Genomic DNA, 18,643 nt, shown 5'->3' with positions numbered 1-18,643 from the left:
AAAGGGGTAATCATGTCCATGGTTGCAGGCCGTCGATGACAGGCGTTACTGGGAGGGAACGACATGGAAGTACTTAGGCAATTACGCGGCTATTATCGAGAACGAAGGACATATTTAATCCTATCCATTCTATGTTTGGCTGCAGCGACGGGGTTTGGACTCGTATATCCTTTACTTCTGAGAAATTTAATTGACGATGTAATCCGGCCCGGAAAATATGGGGATGTGATATGGATTGCATTAACGGCATTGTCCGTCGTTATCATCAAGGCCTTTTTACAGTTTTTGCACGGCTTTTTTGGGGGAAGATTAGGCAATTACCTCGCCTACAGGCTTCGAAATGCTTGTTACGAGAAACTGCAGTTTCTATCTTTCCGCTATTATGACCGTGCCAAGACAGGAGATTTAATGTCACGGTTAACCGGGGATCTCGAGGCGATTCGAAATTTCGTCGGCTTCGGCTTTGCCCAACTGCTGAATTTGGTGCTGATGGTCGTCTTCGGCTCGGCCATGATGATGTCGATCCATTGGCAGCTCACACTGATTACGATGATCACGATTCCCTTTTTGGGGGGAGTCGCTTTGAAATTTGAATCGAAAATTCATCCGGCTTTTCAGGAAATGCGCCTTGCTTTAAGCTCGCTTACAACCGCCGTTCAAGAAAACGTAACCGGGGTGCGTACCGTCAAATCTTTTGCGCGCGAACCGCATGAGATGGAAAAGTTTTCGCATCGGAATGAGCGTTATAAAGAGAATCAAATCTTTGCGGCGACGCTATGGAGCAAGTTTTTTCCGGTAATGGAGCTGCTCGCTTCGATTAGCGTAGCTGTACTGCTGGCCGTCGGGGGAACTCTGGTCATTAAAGAACAGCTGACGCTCGGGGATTTGGTCGCTTTTTTCAGCCTGATCTGGTTCATTATCGGCCCGATGTGGGGCCTTGGCTTCCATATTAACAACTACACCCAGTCGAAAGCTTCGGGCGAGCGGGTGCTGGAAATATTGAATCAGAACGTGGACGTGAAGGATGAGGAGAACGCCTTAGATTTGGATTTAGAGAAAATTCAAGGCCATGTTGAGTTTGATCATGTCACGTTCGCTTACGGAAACAAGATGGCAGCGGTAACGGACATTCATTTCACGGCTAAGCCCGGCTCGGTTATTGGCTTCCTCGGAGGCACGGGCTCCGGCAAATCAACGATTATTCAGCTGATGATGCGGGCGTACAATGTGAATGAGGGCAGCATTCGCCTCGATGGAATCAACATTAAGGATATAAGCATTCAAAGCTTGCGCAGTGGAATTGCAACGGTATTTCAGGAGACGTTCCTGTTTTCCTCCAGTATCCGCAACAACATCGCTTACGGCATGAATCAGGTATCGATGGAGGAAATTATCAATGCAGCAAAGCTTGCCAAAGCGCATGACTTTATTATGGAGTTGCCGGACGGCTACGATACGGTCGTAGGCGAACGGGGAATGGGGTTGTCTGGCGGGCAGAAACAGCGGATCGCCATCGCCAGGGCGCTGCTCAAAAATCCGAGAATACTCATTCTCGACGACGCGACCAGCGCCGTAGATATGGAGACGGAACACGAAATCCAATCAGGCTTCCAGGAAGTGATGCAGGGGCGGACGACGTTTATTATTGCCCACCGGATTTCATCCCTGCGGCATGCCGATGAAATTCTCGTGCTGGACGAAGGAAAAATCGTGCAGCGGGGCAACCATGAACAGCTGATTCAGCAGCCTGGGCCGTACCAGGAAGTATACCGGATTCAATATGCCGATCATCTGGCCCGAGCTAACCGCAGCGAAGGGAAGGTGTTGTAGATGAATACGGAACTCCACAGCAACCAGGCATCCAAAGGAATGAAGAAGAAGACACGGATTGAAGACCGGTTTATTTATCAGGATGATGAGCTGATTGACAAGGCATTTGACTGGACACAGTTTCGTAGGCTGTTCTCCTACATGAAGCCTTATGCGAAGCAGATGCTGCCGTTAGTACTTATTATGACGATACTCGGAACGATTACAAAACTTACGGTTCCTTATTTGACGAGTATCGCCATTGATAAAGCGATTGCTCCCCCAATAGGCAGCCCGAGCCTCAAATTGCTGTATACGCTGACGGTAATTATCGTCGTTTTATACATTGTGCAATGGGGGGCCAGTAAGCTGCGTATTAAATATACGAATATTATCGGCCAGAAAGTTATTTATGATTTAAGGTCGGATTTGTTCCGGCATATCCAGAAGCTCTCGTTTAATTTTTTTGATAAACGGCCGGCAGGTTCTGTGCTCGTCCGGGTTACGAATGATGTGAACTCTCTGCAGGATTTGTTCACGAACGGCGTTGTCAACCTGATGATCGACTGTGTGCAGCTGGCTGGTATTGTGGTCATCCTGCTGCTCATTAACTGGAAGCTCGGGCTTGCTGTCATGATTACGGTGCCGATCATGTTCTTAGTTTCCACGAAGCTGCGGCAGAAAATCCGGATTGCATGGCAGGAAGTACGGATGCGAAATTCTCGGATTAACTCTCACCTGAATGAATCAATTCAAGGGATTCGGGTAACGCAAGCCTATACGCAGGAGCAGGAGAACATGCGTTATTTCGATAAGATGAACATGGACAGCAGGAAGTCATGGGATAAAGCGTCGGCCATGAACCAGATGTTCGGGCCGATCATCGAAATCACCGGCGGAATGGGCACCTTTATTTTGTTTATGCTTGGTGTATATTTGATTCAGTCGGGAGAATTGACAATCGGTCTGCTCGTCGCGTTCAGCAACTATGTCGGCAACTTCTGGGAACCGATTAACCGTCTCGGAATGATGTACAACCAACTGCTTGTGGCGATGGCCTCTTCGGAACGGATCTTCGAATTTATCGACGAGGAGCCGAGCATCGCTGATAAGCCGGGGGCAAAGCCGATGCCTCCGATCAAGGGTAATATTCAGTTTAACAACGTCATTTTTGAATACGAGAAGGGCCGTCCGGCCTTGAAGGGAATTTCCTTGGATGTGAGTCCGGGCCAATCGATCGCACTCGTTGGCCATACCGGCTCAGGGAAAAGTACGATCATTAATCTGCTTAGCCGTTTCTATGATACGACCCATGGCGGAATATTGATCGACGGCCATGATATTCGTGATGTAACGGTGCAAAGTTTGCGCAGTCAAATTGGCATCGTTCTGCAGGATACTTTTATTTTTTCGGGCAGCATTCGGGATAACATCCGTTTCGGGCGCCTAGATGCGACGGACGCAGAGGTTGAAGAAGCAGCCAAAGCAGTAGATGCGCACGACTTCATTATGAAGCTGCCGGGGGGATACGACACCGAGGTGGAGGAGCGCGGCAGCGCTCTGTCTATGGGGCAGCGTCAGCTGCTGTCCTTTGCCCGGGCACTGCTCGCCAACCCGCGGATTTTGATTCTGGATGAGGCAACTGCAAGCATCGACACGGAGACGGAGCTGAAAATTCAGGAGGCGCTGAAGGTGCTGCTGCAAGGGCGAACTTCGTTCATTGTCGCCCACCGCTTGTCGACGATCCGGAATGCCGATAATATCGTCGTGCTTGACCATGGTGAGATCAAGGAGCAAGGTTCTCATGAGCAATTAATGGAACAAAAGGGAATTTACAACGGGCTTGTTGAGGCACAATTTCGATTTTTGTAACTTTCTGTAGATTTTAATTATTTTTTAATGTCGAACCCTTGCATTATTTCTGATAAAACCCGAAAATAGATGAAGATGAACAACTCATAAATTCAAGGGGGATATCTGAAGTGATGTGGGGTTCTCCTGTTTCAAAGCGTGCCAGGAGCATCATGCTGCTTGGCAGTGGGGAATTAGGCAAGGAAGTAGTGATTGAAGCGCAGAGGCTGGGCGTCCGAACGATTGCTGTGGACCGTTATGAGCATGCGCCCGCCATGGGAGTCGCCCATGAATCCCATGTCATCGATATGCTGGATGGGGATGCGCTGCGATCTTTGATAGTTAGCGTCTCGCCAGATATCATCGTCCCGGAAGTCGAAGCGATTGCTACCGATGTTCTCGTTGAGCTGGAACGTGAAGGCTTTAAGGTGATTCCTACAGCTGGAGCAGCCAAATTAACGATGGATCGGGAAGGGATTCGCCGGCTCGCCGCGGAAGAGCTCGGTTTGCCGACGGCGGCCTATCGTTTTGCAAGCAGTCTTGAACAGCTGGAAACAGCTGCCGGTGAGCTTGGATATCCATGTGTGATCAAACCGCTGATGAGCTCGTCAGGCAAAGGCCAGAGTGTTTGCCGGGAGCCCGGCGATGTGCCAGCCTGCTGGCAGACGGCGCTGGATGGCGCCAGAGCCAGGCAGACGAAGGTGATCGTTGAGTCATTTGTCCCTTTTGTCAGTGAGATTACGTTGTTGACCGTCCGCTCTTCGTCAGGGACTGTCTTTTGCCCGCCGATTGGACATATTCAGCAGGATGGGGATTATGTCGAATCGTGGCAGCCTCATGAAATGAACGCGGACCAGCTTCTGGAGGCGGAACGGATCGCTCGTAAAGTAACGGATGCGCTCGGTGGTTACGGCTTATTCGGCGTAGAATTGTTTCTTACGAAAGACGGGGTCGTCTTTAGCGAAGTTTCCCCGCGTCCTCATGATACAGGGATGGTGACGATGGTCACTCAGGATATGTCCGAATTTGCGCTGCATGTCCGGGCGATTCTCGGATTTCCGGTTCCTTCGGTGGAGCTGCTGACGGCTGGCGCGTCCGCCACGCTGAAGAGCGATTTCGAAGGGGAAGCCTTCGTCATCAGCGGCGTGGAGGAAGCTTTGAACGTGCCGAGAACGCAGGTGCGCGTATTCGGCAAGCCGCTTAGCAAGCCAGGGAGACGGATGGCCGTTGCCCTAAGCGGGGCAAAGGATGTTGAAACAGCTCGCAGCCGCGTCAGACAAGCGGCTAGCTCATTAAAGGTGGTAAAGATCAATGAGTAGTATGGTGTTGGCACCTGCTTTTGTTATTCGTAAAAGCAGCCGTAACGATGTCGATCAGCTGCTGCCCTTAATGCGCCAGCTCAAATACCCGACAACGCCGAGCGTGCTTTATGAACGGCTATGTATGCTTGAGGATCATCCGCTTCTTTGCAGTCTTGTGGCTGAGCTTAATGGCGTCATCGTCGGCACAACCTTCTTGAAGCAGTACCAAACGCACGATATGAACAATCCGGTTACGCAAATTACCGCCATGGTCGTCGATGAGAAGCGCCGGGGAACCGGCATCGGCAGGGGCCTGGTGGAGGCGGCTGAATTATGGGGCAAGCAGCAAGGAAGCCTGCAGCTAGTCTTGTCGGCGGGAGGAGAGCGCAATATGCTGGCCAAGTCTTTTTACGAGCATATGGGCTTTATTTGCCGCGGATACCGTTTGAGCAAGCCGATAGAAGGATGACGGTCTGACAATGGAATTTTGAATAGAGTTGAAATGAAGGGTCTGTCCGATGTAGTAATTGACTACTTGGGACAGACCCTTTTTCAGTCTGGTGCGAATATAGGGGGAAATCATTGACGGAGCGGTTATACGACGTAGGATGGATGCTGCTGAACGCTGTTGTTTCTGCGGTAACAGCACAATTGACGATAGGTTTCCAGGCTGCCCCGGAATATGAGCTCAAGGTGGGTGCAGGATTGCAGATCCGCAGGAGTGGTTAATGCGGCAGACTTATTTACGAGGTCAACTCCGCCTTGCTTAAATACGGAACTGACGAATTGAGAACAGAAGTAGGAGTTTTCTTTGCCGAGCTCCATGTTGAGGATAATTCCGAGAATACCTAGAAAATTGTAACTGTAAAGCTCATCGTTCTCTTCAAATTGCCGGACGTATGTACGCATTCGTTCGTAGGTTTCCTTACTGACTGAACAGCTGTAAATTGCGCAGGTTGCCTTTTCAAATACGCCGGAGTGAATGTTCTCCTTGACAAATCCGCCAAAGACGGGAATAAGAGGATGCTTCCTGCCAAAGCTGTATACTTCTCGAAGCTCAGAATCAAATGCGATCGACGCGTGATTATAAGGAGCTCTTGTGTACAAACCGATCATTTTCGTGACGATGGTCCGCGGATTGCTCAGCAGAATATAAATTTGTGTATCTTTGTTCATATTTTTCAACCGCCATTTAATTATTGGGTTATGTACTACCATTTATTGATATTACCATGGTATGTCAATTGGGGGAATACCAAAACCGCCTAAAGCCGGAATTATTACTAGACTATAGTCTTGGAAAGGAAAATAATTTTCGGAAGGAGGCTTAAAAAGACTTCAAAGGAAGTTACGAATGGCCAGAAGAAGGGTATTAAGCAATTGAGGATAATTCCAATAATTACTCATGCGCTGAATTACAACTCATGTTAGAATATGACAAGATACACCAAAGAATGTAAGAGTTAGAGTTAGAGGGAGAGGATGCAATGATGAATAGGCCGGAAGTGAAAGGAATCCTGTCCAGTGTACTGTTGCTTGGCCTGACTGCTTCGTTAACAGCGGTGCCAGCGCTGCCTTTTGCCGGAATCGGAACGATCCATGCAGCAGATGCGAGTAAATCTTCCAACAAAACTGCCAACAAAACTGCCAACAAAACTGCCAACAAAGCTGTCAGCAAAGCCCCAAGCGCAGCTGCATCTGCGAAGGAGATGGCTGCCCTGTATGCTCAAATTCAGGCGGAGAATGCCGCTCAGGTGGTGGCCCTAGTCAATAAGGAACGGAAGCAAGCTGGGCTCAAGCCGCTTGTCGTGCATACGAATTTATCTAAAATGGCCAAGGATAAAGCAATCGATATGTATAAAAATAATTATTTCAGCCATACGTCCCCCAAATACGGGTCACCCTTTGATATGATGGATGCCTATAATATTACGTACCGGTATGCAGGCGAGAACATTGCCAAAGGACAAAAGACAGCCGCCGACGTCGTTAAAGCCTGGATGGAAAGTCCGGGACATAAAGCTAACATATTGAACTCCAAATACACTTTAATCGGTGTGGGCTATTATAACGGACATTGGGTTCAGGAGTTTATCGGAAAATAAGGCGAATTGAGCAGACTGCTCTACCCGGTGACGATTCGTTGCCAGGCAAAAAACGTGCGAGTACGAAAAAAGAGCTGTTCCAACATCCTTGCGTAGATGCTGGAACAGCTCTTCTTTTTGGTTAAACAATGGGTTATGCAGGGGTCGAACCTGCGACCTGCCGATTAAGAGTCGGCTGCTCTACCAGCTAAGCTAATAACCCGTATATTGCCCGTACAAAGTATTATACTCCTCTCTTTTTTGAAAATCCAGTTTTTTTATTTAGCTATTTATGGACAAGATGTTAAATAAAATAATTAATTTACTAAAGGCTGAGGTTGCATTTGCTTATTGGCATGAGAAGTTTTATGTTAGTTATTAGTGTTATTAAAGTTATTAAGTTATTAGCAGTAATGCTATTAGGCACGGCATCATTAGGAAATAATGGCACAGGAGGACAGACAGAATGAGCAAGAACAATTCAACTTCGCGAATATGGCGGATGACGGGAGTGTTATCACTGTTGTCCACCTTATTGCTAATTGCCGGATTTTCATTTGCGGTTAAAGATGTTATTTTTCCTCAAGCTGCACAGATAAACGGCATTCCAGATCAGAACAAGACAGGCTTGCCAGAAGAAGCGCCGGGCTCGCTGCCGTCGGACAGCAAAGAGCTAAGCGTGACAGCGATAGGCGATTCGCTTGCCAAAGGCACGGGGGATGACAGCGGCAAAGGAATTGCAAGGCGAACGGTAGAATTGCTGAAAGAGCAAGGAGCGGAATCCAAATTAGTAAACAATTTGGGCATTAACGGTTTGACTACGGAAGGTCTCAAGCATTTGTTGGATGAGAAAGGCGTGCAGTATTCGCTGCGGCAGGCTGATCTTATCGTACTGTCCATCGGCGGAAACGATTTGTTCGATGGTGCGCAGAACCTGCAAAGCGGGAGACAGCTTCCGAGCGAACAGGAACTGGAGCAGTCTGTAACGCAAGCATCGGAGCAATTTGCGGCTGCCATTGCTAAGCTGATCGAAATTAATCCGCAAGCACAGTTAGTGTACGTTGGTTTATACAATCCGTTTTCTGATTTGCCAATGATGAGGGAAATCGGCGACGGGGCTGTGGCGCGCTGGAACAATATCGTAACGGATATATTAAGCGATTATGAAAAGGTGGTCATGGTCCCTACGTTTGACCTGTTTGCGCAAAACTCAGCAAAGTACTTGGCTAGTGACCATTTTCATCCGAACGGGACAGGATATCAAATTATCGCGGAACGAATTTTACAGAGTGCTTATTAGTACGAATAATCAATACACGAACAGACAAGGCTTAAGGAGTGGAATCAATGTCGCCAGTGGACAAGGCTGTAGAAGAACGGGAGCGCGAGCGGCCGCAGCAAACAACGAGTGATGGGTCCGAAGGGATTGTGCTTCGCGTAGAACGGCTAAGGAAAAAGATCGGGCGCAAATGGATCGTACAGGATGTCACTTTTCAAGTCCGGGCAGGCGAGGTGTTCGGTTTTCTTGGTCCCAATGGCGCGGGAAAGACGACGACGATCCGGATGCTCGTAGATTTGATCCGTCCGACCGGCGGCTCGGTGACGATTTGCGGATATGATGTGAGAAGACAGCCGGAGCAAGCGTTGGCTTATGTCGGATCAATCGTAGAAAATCCAGAGGTATATCCGTATTTGACGGGATGGGAAAATTTACAGCATTTTGCCCGGATGATGCCGGGGATAAAGGAGCAGCGAATCGCTGAGGTGGTGGATGTCGTTGGCCTTGATCAGCGGATTCATGATAAGGTAAAAACATATTCACTAGGGATGCGCCAGCGTCTTGGCATTGCCCAGGCTCTGCTGGGCCGGCCGAAGCTGCTTATACTTGATGAGCCGACGAACGGGCTCGACCCGAAGGGGATTAAGGAGCTGCGTCTGTTTATCCGCAGGCTGGCCGAGGAGGGCTTGGCCGTCTTTGTGTCCAGTCATTTGCTTAGTGAAATTCAATTGCTGTGTGACCGTGTAGCTATTATTAGCCGCGGGCGCGTACTGGCTGTCGGAGCTGTAGAAGAACTGATCTCCGAAAATTCGAATTATGTAGTTTGGGAGCTGTCACCCCGCGATCAGGGAATGAAGCTGCTGGAGTTAGAAGGAATAACGATCATTCCTCAAGCAGATACCGTACTGGACGATACGATTATCGCCGGAATGGGGGAAGAAGCGGTCGTGACGCAAATGCTGCCGGAGAATGTACGACACATCATTCCACACCTTGTGGCAAAAGGCATCCATATCCATGGCGTGCAGAAAATCAACCCGACATTGGAGCAGCTCTTCCTGGAGTTGACGGAAGGTGAGGGAATTGAATAGTATGATTCCATTGGTGAAGAATGAAACGATCAAAATGATAAAGAAGAAGCGTTTTTATGTCATTTTGCTTGTGCTCCTCGTGCTTGTCCCCATTTTTGCCTATGCGCAGCTGCGGGCGGCCGAGGAGAAGAGAAGCAAGTTCGGTGCGGACTGGCGCAGGGAAGTGCAGCAGGCTATTACTGACAATCAGAACTCGCTCGGCAGCGACCGGGTACCGGAGGAATGGAAAAAATACCGCCAAATCTATATTCAACAGATGAAATATTATTTGGAGCATGACGTGAACCCCCGTCAGCCAGGGGCCGTTGCTTTTACGAAAGAATTTTTGGACAATGCGGCGACCTTATTTATTCCGTTGCTGATTATGGGGATCGGATCGGATATCGTCTCTTCCGAACGAACGAGCGGCACGATCAAAATGCTGCTGACCCGGCCGATGAGGCGCTGGAAGGTGCTGCTGAGCAAGCTGATCACCTTGCTTATGTTCGTCTCGCTGATCGTCGTCTCAACATTTATTGTCTGTTATCTGGTTTCCGGTTTATTTTTTGGCTACAAAGGATTTAACCTGCCTGTATTTACCGGATTTAAGCTTCAAGGCGCAGATGTCGATATAACAGGAGTACACGCTGTGCCGCAATGGAAATATATTTTGATGCAAATGGGACTGATTTGGTTTGTTAGTTCCGTCGTTGCCATGCTGGCATTTATGGTGTCGGTGCTTGTACGGAGCACGGCGGCCAGCATTGTGATTATGATGGCTGCATTAATCGCAGGCAATATACTAACGAATTTGGCTTCGTCCTGGACGAGTGCAAAATATTTGTTTATGGTCAACTTGGGCCTGACGCAATATTTGGCGGGAACGCCCGCTCCGATCGAAGGGATGACGCTTGGCTTTTCACTGGCTGTATTGGCGGTTTGGGGACTTGCTTCATTGTTTGTTTCGTTCCTTGTCTTTACGAAACAGGACATATTGAATTAAAATGTACAAGGTAACCAAAACATTTGTTTGCATTTGATATAATAATGTCTACATAAAGAAACATATAAAGGGGGAGCATGAATGGCCGATCAAATCGATTTGTTCGAAGGCGTTGCCGGGCCAGCAGCGAGTCAGGCTGGCGCAGATGCGGCGGCTTCAGGATACGACGCGGACGACATTCAAGTGCTCGAAGGGCTTGTAGCGGTACGCAAACGACCTGGTATGTATATCGGCAGTACGAGCTCGTCGGGACTTCATCATCTGGTGTGGGAGATCGTAGACAATGCTGTTGACGAGCATTTGGCAAAATACTGCTCGAAAATTGATATATCGCTGAATAAGGACGGGTCAGTTACAGTATTCGATAACGGGCGGGGTATTCCCACGAGCATTCATAAGACCGGGATTCCAACGCCGCAGGTCGTGTTTACTATTTTGCATGCCGGAGGGAAGTTTGGCGGCTCGGGATACAAGAAGTCGGGCGGGCTGCACGGTGTTGGGGCTTCCGTAACGAACGCGCTGTCCGAGTGGCTCGAGGTCGATATTTACCGGGACGGTAAGATCCACCGCCAGCGCTTCGAGTATTGGGTAGATAAACGGGGGATCGAGCATGTCGGTGAGCCGGTCACTGGTCTTGAAATAATCGGCAATACAAACCGGACGGGAACGAAGGTTACCTTCAAGCCGGATATCCGCGTATTTCCTCAAGGAATCGGGCTGAATTATGATACGCTTGCCGAACGCCTGCAGGAGATCGCATTTTTGAATTCCGGTCTTAAGGTCACTTTGAAGGACGACCGTTTGGATCGCGCGGACGAGTTTTTCTACGAGGGCGGGGCCAGTCAGTTCGTGCAATTTCTCAATGAGGGCAAAGATGTCCTGCACGATGTCATTCATTTTTATGCAGAGCGGGACGATGTCGAGGTAGAGGTGGCGCTGCAGTATAACGGAGGATATACCGAAACACTGGCTTCGTTTGTCAACTCGATTCCTACCCGCGGAGGCGGTACGCATGAGACGGGATTCAAGACGGCTTACACGCGAGTGATGAACGACTATGCCCGGAAAAACGGGATACTGAAGGAGAAGGACAAAAATCTCGAAGGTACGGATTTGCGCGAGGGCATGATGGCTGTCATCAATGTAAAGATGGCCGAGGTGGAGTTTGTCGGGCAGACGAAGGATCAGCTGGGCAGCGCTTCGGCCCGAAGTACGGTGGATGCGGTCGTGTCAGAAAATATGGCGCTGTTTTTGGAGGAAAATCCGCAGGTCGCTCAACTGTTGATCAAGAAGGCTGTGCAGGCGTCCAGGGCACGCGAGGCGGCTCGTAAAGCGCGGGATGAAATGCGGACGGGCAAGAAGCGGAGCGAGAGCTCCAATCTGGGCGGCAAATTGACGCCGGCGCAGTCGAAGGATTTTACGCGGAATGAATTGTTTATTGTAGAAGGGGATTCTGCCGGCGGCTCGGCCAAACAGGGCCGGGATTCGAAAATCCAGGCGATTCTGCCGCTGAAAGGGAAACCGATGAATCCGGAGAAGGCCAAGCTGGCGGACATTTTGAAAAATGATGAGTACCGGTACATTATCTCAGCGATCGGCACCGGCATCGGGACGGAATTTGCGCTGGAAGACAGCAATTATTCCAAAATCATCATAATGACGGATGCAGATACGGACGGCGCGCACATTCAGGTGCTGCTGCTCACTTTCTTTTATCGTTATATGAAGCCGCTTATCGATGCGGGGCGCGTCTACATTGCGCAGCCGCCCCTGTACAAAATTACGCGCAAATCAGGCAAGCTGGAAACGGTGAGATATGCATGGAGCGACGAGCAACTGCAAAATTATCTGAAGGAATTTGGCAAAAACTTTGAACTGCAGCGATATAAAGGGCTCGGGGAGATGAATCCCGATCAGCTGTGGGAAACGACGATGAACCCGGAGACACGCACGCTGCTCCAAGTACAGATTGAGGATGCTACGAAGGCCGAGCGGCGCGTATCCACGCTAATGGGGGATAAGGTTGATCCGCGTAAGCGCTGGATTGTAGAAAACGTAGATTTCACGGAGTATGAGGAATAGAAGGTGACTTGATTTGAGTATATTGGAGAATTTTTTGCCGGCCTATTTAGAGGAAGTTGTAGGTGACCGGTTCGGCCGGTATTCTAAATATATTATTCAGGACCGCGCCATTCCCGATGTACGCGACGGCCTGAAGCCCGTGCAAAGACGGATATTGTACGCGATGTACGATTCGGGAAATACGCCCGACAAGCCTTATCGCAAATCGGCCAAAACCGTCGGCGATGTAATGGGAAACTATCACCCGCACGGTGATTCTTCCATTTACGAAGGGATGGTCCGCATGGCGCAGCCTTGGAAGATGGGGCATGTACTTATCGACGGCCATGGCAACTGGGGCTCTCAGGATGATGATCCGGCAGCGGCTATGCGTTATACGGAGGCGAGATTGTCACCCATCGCCATGGAGCTGCTGCGCGATATTGAGAAGCGGACGGTTCCTTTTAAAGATAATTTCGACAATACGGCGATGGAGCCGGTTGTCCTGCCTTCCCGCTATCCGAACCTGCTCGTTAATGGGGTCAGCGGTATTTCCGCCGGATTTGCCACGGAAATTCCTCCTCATAATTTGCGCGAGGTGATCGATGCCTGTATCGCCGTAATGGAGAAGCCAAGCATGAGCCTGGAGGAGATCCGCACTTATGTGAAGGGCCCTGATTTTCCGACAAGCGGTATCATTATGGGAGAAGAAGGCATTAATGACGCTTACGAAACCGGGAGAGGCCGCATATATGTTCGAGCCAAAACGGAAATCGAAGCACTGCGCGGCGGCAAGCAGCAGATCGTAATTACGGAAATTCCTTATCAAGTCGTCAAGTCCCGACTCGTCACGGCGATGGAAAACATTCGTCTCGAGAAAAAAGTGGACGGCATTGCCGAAGTGCGCGACGAGAGCGGGCGCGAAGGGATGCGGATCGTTGTTGAGCTGCGGAAGGATGCCGATGCAGAGGGAATTTTAGCCTATTTGCTCAAGAGGACCGATTTACAAGTGACCTATAACTTCAACATGGTAGCGATTGTGAACAAGGCGCCGCGTCAGTTGGGCCTAAAGGCGATCTTGGAAGCATATATCGCTCACCAGCGCGAAGTCGTAACTTTCCGCACCCAGTATGAGCTGGAGAAGGCGGAGGATCGGGCCCACGTTCTGGAAGGCCTCGTTAAAGCGCTGAACATATTGGATGAGGTCATTGCGGCGATCAAGGCTTCGAAAAATCGTCAGGACGCGCAAAACAATTTGCAATGGATGTTCGGCTTTACCGAGCGGCAGGCTGATTCCATTTTGACTTTGCAATTGTACAGATTGACGAATTTGGAAATTACGTCGCTGCAAAAAGAGCTGAACGAATTGCAGAAGAAAATTGCCACGCTGCGGGGCATTTTGGAGAGCGACAAGAAGCTGATCGCGGTTATTAAGAAAGAGCTGCTTGAAATCCGCGATAAATACGGCGTGGAGCGCCGGTCGGCCATCCAGGGAGAGGTCGAGGAAATCAAAGTGAACCTGGAAGTGATGGTTGCGCAGGAGGACGTGCTCGTTACGCTGTCGCACGAAGGTTATATCAAGCGCACGAGCATGCTGTCTTTTACCCGTTCGGGGGGAGAATTAGACGGCTCAGGCGTGAAAGACGGCGACTATATGAAGCACGTTCTCGAAGTGGACACGCTGCAAAATGTGCTCATCTTCACGCAGCGGGGGCAATACTTCGTCCTGCCCGTACATCAAATTCCAGAGTTTAAATGGAAAGATAACGGCACGGCGATTGTCAACGTAATCGGTTTAGCCAAAGAGGACCGGATCGTGAGCGTCATTCCATTGAGGAGTTTTGACGAGCCGGAGGCCAGTTTTGTCTTCGTAACGAAGCGGGGTCAGGTGAAGCGGACGATGGTCAAGGATTACGAGACGAAGCGTTCCGGAGCCGTTGCTGCCGCGAAGGTCGCGGATGGAGACGAGATCATTCATGTGACGCTGAGCCGCAATGACGCTGAAATTATGCTGTTAACGAAGGATGGCATGGCGATCCGCTTTGCGGAAAATGAAGTCAATCCGATGGGGCGCGTCGCTTCCGGCGTAAGGGGCATCGGGCTGAAGGACGGCGATGAAGTGGTGAGTGCGCTGTGGGTAGAAGGCGAGGAGGGCGAAATACTCGTCGTCTCCGAACTGGGCTATGGCAAGCGCAGCCTGCTGCTGGATTATCCGATACAAAGCCGCGGGGGCCGTGGCGTGCAGACGTTTGAGTTCAAAGAAGGCAAACGGGTTAAGCCGAACGGAAGCTGCATTGCAGGAGGATTCCATTGCAAAGAGGCGCTGGAAATCGTGTTGATGACGAAGCAGGGCGAATCCTACTCTTTCAATTCCGAAGCTGCTCCGCTTGCTGATCGTAAATCGATCGGCAAGGCATTAGCTGCCATAGGCAAAGGGGATGAAATTGCAGATCTGCTCCTCGTGCCGCAGCGCAGCGATGATGAAGAAAATGCGAAATAAACCGAAGCTGTATTAGAAAAAAGCTCTCCCCCCGGAATAAATCCGTGGCGGGAGGGCTTTTTTCGTGGCGAGAGTTTTTTTGCTTTCGGCGCCTTCAGGCGGTTTGTAAATTGGTGGATAAGTGCTGAATAAAGGCTTGAATGACCGTATCCATATATGTATCCTTCCGGTATACAATGCCAACGCTCTTGCTTGGGGAGGGTTCAGCGATCGGTCTGCTCACAAGCCGGCTGTCACGGAGTGTTGCGGTGTATGATTTGGGAACGACGGTAACGCCTACGTGATTGGCAACCATCTGACACTGCGATTCCATCGTAGACAATTCGATCACCGGAGTTAAACGAATGCCGATTTCAGCACAGGCAGCCTCCATCATCTGGCGGGCCAGAAATTTTGGCGGGAACAGGACAAGCGGGGACTGTGCCAGCTGAGCCAGTTCAATGCGGTCACAGGAGGCGAAGGGATGCTCTCTCGGAGCGATAACGACCAGTTCCTCCCGATACAGCGGAACGCTTACGAGCTGCTCATCTTTGAGCGGTAAGAACACGACGCCCAGGTCCAGCTGGTTGCCAAGCAGCTTGTCTCGTGTTTCTTCCGTGGCAAGTTCAACGACGGACAGCTCGATCCCCGGAAACTGACGATGAAAAGTAATGATCGAGTTAATCAGCAAATGGTTGCCCGAGCAGCCGATTCTTAGCTTTCCCCGCTTCATTCCGGACAGCTCGCCGATTCCAACCTTCGCTTGCTCCAGCTCATGAAATATACGGCGGGTATGCTCAAGCAAAATAACGCCCGCCTGGGTTAAATGAATTTTTTTGCCGGAGCGGTGAAAGAGGGGAGTTCCGAGCTGCTGCTCCAGCAGGCGAATCTGGTGGCTGAGCGTTGGCTGGGAGATGCCAAGGTTGTCGGCTGCTTTCGTAAAGTGCAGCTCTTCGCTTACAGCCATAAAATATTCCAGTAAACGGTGCTCCATATTTCCCTCCAAATTATAGATATGATCTATGATTATAATTGATATCATATTATTGATCAATAATAGAAACAACGCTATAGTAACAGTAGAGCTTTTAATCGAGAGGACGTGTACTATGGATACCTTGCATATTGAACTTAGTCAGAATTTGAAGGAAAAGCCTGACGTCAACAACTTGGGGTTTGGCAAATTTTTTAGCGATCATATGTTGACGATGGATTATTCACTGGACGCAGGGTGGCACGATCTAAAAATTATTCCTTATGGGCCGATTTCACTGGACCCATCAGCGATGGTGCTGCATTATGGCCAAGAAGTGTTCGAAGGGATGAAGGCTTATAGAACGTCAAGCGGGGAGATCGTTCTGTTCCGGCCGGATATGAATTTGAAGCGTCTGAATAAGTCTTGTGAGCGGTTAAGCATACCTCAGGTGGATGAGTCCATTCTGCTGCAAGGTTTATCAAAGCTGATCCGGATTGATGAGTCGTGGATTCCGTCCGGGGAAGAGAATGCGCTGTATATTCGTCCGTTTATTATTGCCACGGAGCCATGTCTCGGGGTCCGGGCTTCGCATACTTACAAATTGATTGTCATTTTGTCGCCGGTCGGTTCCTACTATCCGGAAGGCATTCACCCGGTCAGCATTTACGTTGAGCAGCGCTATGTCCGGGCGTTTCGCGGAGGGACGGGCGCGGCCAAGACGTCCAGCAACTATGCGGCAAGCATTAAAGCCCAGGAAGAGGCGAAGACATCAGGATATTCGCAAGTGCTATGGCTTGACGGCGTAGAGAGCAAGTACGTAGAGGAAGTCGGCAGCATGAACGTTTTCTTTAAAGTGAATGGCGAAGTGATTACGCCTGCTCTTTCGGGCAGCATTCTAGCTGGAGTTACGCGTGATTCTGTCATTGCTTTATTGCAGTCATGGGGAGTACATGTAACAGAGCGTAAAATCTCTATGGAAGAATTGGCAGAAGCACACCGTCAGGGATTGCTTGAAGAAGCGTTTGGCACCGGCACGGCGGCTGTAATCTCACCGATTGGCAGCATGAGGTGGGGGGAAGCGGAAATGACAATTGCTGGTGGCCATACCGGGGAGTTGGCGAGGAAGCTGTTCGATACGATTACCGGTATTCAGCGCGGACAGCAGGAGGACCCCTTCGGCTGGATTTATTCGATCCGTTAATTCTATTAGTTCTATTCAATCGATAGTTTCGTATTATCCGTTAGTTTCAGTTTTTCGTAAAAGGGAATAAGATAGACAAATAGATGAATTGTTTAACAGGACCAGCCGGGCTACCCGGCTGGTTTGTTGTGGTCGACCGACCGCCGTCATGCAGCGAAGCACCGCGCGCTGGGAGCTGCGCGCGGTGCACGATAATGGCTAGTTGCCGGAATACTACGGTTAAGAAATATGTGATAGATTTCCGGGTTATGAAATATGTGAATAGATTTCCTGCGATGCTGAACCATATATTGGATTTTATACAAGTATAGGAGGATTTTTCGTTGGCGGCGGCGAATTTAATTACATCTGTTTTCTTTGAGAGGGTGCTGATCAGCGCTTTTTCCGCTTACATAATGAACAATAACTTTGCCAGCAGCTGTAAAGGGCCACTTGATTGGAATTAAAGTTGATTAGCCAAATATATTCAGGTGTGAACAGCTAGATACTGATTAAGGATTGAAATGACGAGATAGGGGGGATATGATGCATACGGAGGAATTCGGGAAGGTTCTTAGCAAGATCGTAAAGGATTATCAGACCCATTTGGAGGAGGAGCTAGCACCCACGTTGACGACCTCTCAGCTGTCGGTGCTGGAAGTGCTGGAACAGAACGGGCAGTTGAAGCCGTCCGATCTGATTCCTTTTTTAGCGACGACGCCAGCGGCAGTAACCATGCTCCTAGATCGTATGGAGAAAGCGGAGCTTATCCGCCGTGACCGGGATGAAGACGATCGGCGGATCGTATGGATTTCGATTACGGAGAAGGGCAAGACGGAAACCGTGCGCGGCATTACAATTCGCCACAATTATTTGGACGGCGTATTAAGCCGCCTATCTACGCATAATCAGCAGCTGCTCGTATATTTGTTGAGTAAAGTATCCGGAGTCAAGTAATATAGCCGGCGAGCGATGTGAGCAGGGCGGAAGTATATTAGTGAAGCTATTAGTGAAACAGCCGGTCGTCAAACGCAGCAAGCATCAGTGAGTAAATGTAGTGAGTATAAGTGAGTAAATGTAGTGAGTATGTGTAGCAAATATATGTAGTGAGTATGTGTAGCTAGTATATGTAGTGAGTGAGTAAATGTAGTGAATATATGCAGTGAGCATATATAGATATGAGCAAGGAAGGCGTATGATCCTTTTTCTAGGATTGTACGCCTTTTTATGCTTTTTAAGATTGTTGAATAATAACTCAATTTTCACAGAGAAAAAATAGTTGAACCTAGGTATCTTTAGTTGGTTTGAAGATGGGAAATGAACAGCTTGACGAAATTTTGGTGGGCTATGAAGTCAGTGCTGCTATGCAGCAACTGCCCGGTCGAAGTCTGTATGAAATTTCATATACACTCCCAGCGTCAAGCCGCTGCGTGAGTGTTCTGTATGAAATTTCAAATACCCTCCCAGCGTCAAGCCTGCTACGCGAGTGTTCTGTATGAAATTTCAAATACACTCCCAGCCTCAGGCCTGCTACGCGAGTGTTCTGTATG

15 protein-coding genes and 1 tRNA gene are annotated in these 18,643 nt (G+C 49.4%); 13 read left to right on the top strand and 3 right to left on the bottom strand.

The genetic code is table 11. The features are described from left to right. Positions 1 to 63: 63 nt before the first annotated feature. From G358_RS0125365 to G358_RS0125350, 4 genes are all read left to right on the top strand, one after another. A complete protein-coding gene (locus tag G358_RS0125365; protein ID WP_019640069.1) occupies positions 64 to 1,830 on the top strand; it encodes an ABC transporter ATP-binding protein in 1,767 nt (588 codons plus the stop codon). Positions 1,831 to 1,869: 39 nt separating this feature from the next. Continuing rightward, positions 1,870 to 3,681: an ABC transporter ATP-binding protein gene (locus G358_RS0125360; RefSeq protein WP_026342463.1), complete on the top strand. Its 1,812-nt coding sequence runs from the start codon at positions 1,870 to 1,872 to the stop codon at positions 3,679 to 3,681. 113 nt (positions 3,682 to 3,794) lie between these two features. Next, positions 3,795 to 4,979: a formate-dependent phosphoribosylglycinamide formyltransferase gene (gene purT, locus G358_RS0125355; RefSeq protein WP_019640067.1), complete on the top strand. Its 1,185-nt coding sequence runs from the start codon at positions 3,795 to 3,797 to the stop codon at positions 4,977 to 4,979. After that, positions 4,972 to 5,430: a GNAT family N-acetyltransferase gene (locus G358_RS0125350; protein WP_019640066.1), complete on the top strand. Its 459-nt coding sequence runs from the start codon at positions 4,972 to 4,974 to the stop codon at positions 5,428 to 5,430. Before purT ends, G358_RS0125350 begins: the two co-directional genes overlap by 8 nt. Before the next feature lie 125 nt (positions 5,431 to 5,555). Here G358_RS0125350 and G358_RS30880 read toward each other — a convergent pair whose 3' ends face one another. Continuing rightward, positions 5,556 to 6,137, bottom strand: a complete 582-nt coding sequence (locus tag G358_RS30880; RefSeq protein ID WP_019640065.1) for a C40 family peptidase — start codon at positions 6,135 to 6,137, stop codon at positions 5,556 to 5,558. A gap of 311 nt (positions 6,138 to 6,448) precedes the next feature. Between G358_RS30880 and G358_RS30875 the strand changes: the two genes are divergently transcribed. Continuing rightward, positions 6,449 to 7,066 (top strand): CAP domain-containing protein, encoded by a 618-nt coding sequence (locus G358_RS30875; protein WP_019640064.1) that lies wholly within the window; start codon positions 6,449 to 6,451, stop codon positions 7,064 to 7,066. 129 nt (positions 7,067 to 7,195) lie between these two features. Here the strand turns inward: G358_RS30875 and G358_RS0125335 are convergent. Beyond that, positions 7,196 to 7,268 (bottom strand) — tRNA-Lys (locus G358_RS0125335). Positions 7,269 to 7,511: 243 nt separating this feature from the next. Between G358_RS0125335 and G358_RS0125330 the strand changes: the two genes are divergently transcribed. The 5 genes from G358_RS0125330 (at position 7,512) to gyrA (ending at position 14,958) form a co-directional block, all read left to right on the top strand. Next, positions 7,512 to 8,345 (top strand): GDSL-type esterase/lipase family protein, encoded by an 834-nt coding sequence (locus G358_RS0125330; RefSeq protein WP_019640063.1) that lies wholly within the window; start codon positions 7,512 to 7,514, stop codon positions 8,343 to 8,345. A 47-nt stretch (positions 8,346 to 8,392) separates the two neighbouring features. Beyond that, a complete protein-coding gene (locus G358_RS0125325) occupies positions 8,393 to 9,415 on the top strand; it encodes an ABC transporter ATP-binding protein (RefSeq protein ID WP_019640062.1) in 1,023 nt (340 codons plus the stop codon). After that, the gene (locus tag G358_RS0125320) at positions 9,408 to 10,397 is read left to right on the top strand and encodes an ABC transporter permease subunit (RefSeq protein WP_026342461.1); all 990 of its coding nucleotides are present in this window, start codon (positions 9,408 to 9,410) and stop codon (positions 10,395 to 10,397) included. The genes G358_RS0125325 and G358_RS0125320 overlap by 8 nt, the downstream gene beginning before the upstream one ends. Before the next feature lie 81 nt (positions 10,398 to 10,478). Next, positions 10,479 to 12,479: a DNA topoisomerase IV subunit B gene (gene parE / locus G358_RS0125315; RefSeq protein WP_019640060.1), complete on the top strand. Its 2,001-nt coding sequence runs from the start codon at positions 10,479 to 10,481 to the stop codon at positions 12,477 to 12,479. A gap of 13 nt (positions 12,480 to 12,492) precedes the next feature. Then, positions 12,493 to 14,958, top strand: coding sequence for a DNA gyrase subunit A (gene gyrA / locus G358_RS0125310; RefSeq protein WP_019640059.1), 2,466 nt, complete (start codon positions 12,493 to 12,495; stop codon positions 14,956 to 14,958). 94 nt (positions 14,959 to 15,052) lie between these two features. Here the strand turns inward: gyrA and G358_RS0125305 are convergent, their stop codons facing one another. Beyond that, complete coding sequence (locus tag G358_RS0125305) at positions 15,053 to 15,931, bottom strand: LysR family transcriptional regulator (protein WP_019640058.1); 879 nt, start codon at positions 15,929 to 15,931, stop codon at positions 15,053 to 15,055. A gap of 115 nt (positions 15,932 to 16,046) precedes the next feature. Here G358_RS0125305 and G358_RS0125300 point away from each other — a divergent pair, with 115 nt between their 5' ends. The 3 genes from G358_RS0125300 to G358_RS0125290 all read left to right on the top strand — a co-directional run bounded on the left by G358_RS0125300 (position 16,047) and on the right by G358_RS0125290 (position 18,050). Next, entirely contained in the window at positions 16,047 to 17,114 is a 1,068-nt protein-coding gene (locus tag G358_RS0125300) for a branched-chain amino acid aminotransferase (protein ID WP_019640057.1), read from the top strand. 323 nt (positions 17,115 to 17,437) lie between these two features. Further along, positions 17,438 to 17,560 (top strand): hypothetical protein, encoded by a 123-nt coding sequence (locus G358_RS34315; protein ID WP_019640056.1) that lies wholly within the window; start codon positions 17,438 to 17,440, stop codon positions 17,558 to 17,560. A gap of 79 nt (positions 17,561 to 17,639) precedes the next feature. Continuing rightward, a complete protein-coding gene (locus G358_RS0125290; RefSeq protein ID WP_019640055.1) occupies positions 17,640 to 18,050 on the top strand; it encodes a MarR family winged helix-turn-helix transcriptional regulator in 411 nt (136 codons plus the stop codon). Positions 18,051 to 18,643: the final 593 nt, after the last annotated feature.

The sequence above is a fragment of the Paenibacillus fonticola DSM 21315 genome, assembly GCF_000381905.1.
Taxonomy (GTDB): domain Bacteria; phylum Bacillota; class Bacilli; order Paenibacillales; family Paenibacillaceae; genus Fontibacillus; species Fontibacillus fonticola.
This window is presented reverse-complemented; position numbering and strand designations above follow the sequence as displayed.